The sequence below is a fragment of the Bellilinea sp. genome, assembly GCF_034432615.1.
GTDB lineage: Bacteria > Chloroflexota > Anaerolineae > Anaerolineales > Anaerolineaceae > Bellilinea.
The window spans coordinates 1-1,872 of the sequence record NZ_DAOUBL010000265.1; the positions used below are offsets into that span (position 1 = coordinate 1).

The following is a 1,872-nucleotide window of genomic DNA, read 5'->3' on the forward strand; positions in this document are numbered from 1 at the left end:
GGAAGCCATTACCCTGCTGCGCGGTCAGGAAACGACCTATCAGGCAGTACTGGAAGTCAGCCGGCGTGCCATATCGGCCCTCAGCCTGTTCGATTATCTGCGCTGATCGTGAGGCGCTGTGCCTTCGGGGACACAGGCAGCCATCCTCCAAAAAGGTAAAGGATCCCGGCTATGTTAGTGCTGACCCGACGGGTAGATGAAAGTATTGCGATTGGTGATTCGATCACGGTCACTGTGCTGGCGGTGGAAGGTGACCGCGTCAAACTGGGCATAACAGCTCCGCGTGAAGTGCTGATCTTGCGTCAGGAAGTTGCTGATGCCGTCAAAGAACAGACCCGCTTACAGGAATTGCTGGCAAGCGGCCCGGAGCCGGAATCGTTTGAAGCCTTGCGCAAATTGCTGGCCGATGAGTCGCCCGATCCGCAGCCGGGAGAAGCACCGGAGAGTCCCGACCAGGCATAAAGGCGCCCCTCGTTTATGGAAAATAAAATGCTGACCATCTGTGGTCAGCATTTTTTTATCATGGGTTTGGGATAAGCGCAAAACCCTGTGAGCAGCGAAATGTGTAATTGACCCCCTCACACCTCCCCCAATATCGCAGAAGCGATATTGGGGGAGGCGCAGGAAGGGGCAAAATTCTGAAATCGGATGTATAAAGAGGATTTATCCCGAACTGACGTTTTTTTATTATTTTCATGCGTTCTTTGGCTGTATTTTACGCGCTCTTTACTGAAGCCTTACCGGGCTTGTGTTAATCTTACTCCAGAGCGTATGGATTTTATCTTCAATACGGCGGGTTGCTATGCAAATGGTTTTTGACATCAGCCAAGATGAACTCCCCATTTTTCTGGCGGAGGTGGATGAACACCTTCAAACCCTGGATGAAACGCTGGTGGAGCTGGAACATCGCAGCGGTGATAGCGATTTGCTGCAAAATGCCTTTCGGGCGGCACATACCCTGAAAGGCATGGCGGGCATGATCGGTCACCACCGCATGACCAACCTCACCCACGCGCTGGAAACGGCCTTCGACGGCCTGCGCAAGGGGCAGTACTCGGTCAGTACGGCGTTGATTGACCTGTGCCTGGATGCGGTGGATGGTTTGCGTGCGCTGCGCGATGAGGTGACTCAGGGTTTGCTCAGTGATTATGATCCGCAGCCGTTAATCGAAGCGTTTGCGGATTTCACATCCTCAAACAAGGGTCAAATTTCAAATCAGAGCCGGGTTGAGTCAATCCCTCATGAACCACCTCAGCCTCAACCGATAGAAGCACAATCCAACGGGAAAAAACTGCTCCATATTCAGGCGCAAATTGACCCGCACAGCATCGCATCAGCGGCGCGTGCCTTTCAAATAATGATGGCGCTGCAAGAATTGGGAGAAATTTCGGCGATGCAGCCCAGCCTGGAGCAAATTGAAACCGCCCAACCGGTGCAGACATTTCAGGCACAATTGTTGACGAAGGTCAATGAAGATACCGTAGCGGAAAAACTGGGGCAGATCTCGGAGGTTGAACAAGTTATTGTGCAGGCAGATGGGGCAAGCAAGGCGGTTATTAAGACGGAAGATAAGCCCCAGCCTTCTCGCCCGCACCCATCCGCGGCTGTTGAAAAATCGAATGACCAGCCAGCGGCTGCACCGCTCAACCAGCCGGCCCGCAGCCGTTCCAACGGCAGCGCCGGGCGCGGCGGGGTGGAGATGACCGTACGCACCAGCGTCGAACGGCTGGACAGCCTGATGAATCTGGTGGGTGAGTTGATTACGGACCGCAATCACCTCTTTCAGGTGCGGAACAGACTGGAAGCGCAAGCCCACAACGATCCGCTGGTTGAAAACCTGGCCGAAACGGTAGCCCACATCAGCCGCATCAC

General features: G+C 54.2%; 2 protein-coding genes. Both read left to right on the top strand.

What is annotated here, in order from left to right:
• Positions 1–171 precede the first annotated feature (171 nt).
• Positions 172–462 (top strand): carbon storage regulator CsrA, encoded by a 291-nt coding sequence (csrA, locus tag VAE48_RS11635; protein ID WP_322793496.1) that lies wholly within the window; start codon positions 172–174, stop codon positions 460–462.
• A 340-nt stretch (positions 463–802) separates the two neighbouring features.
• Positions 803–1,872: Hpt domain-containing protein (locus VAE48_RS11640; protein ID WP_322793497.1), on the top strand; the 1,070-nt coding region annotated here is incomplete at its 3' end.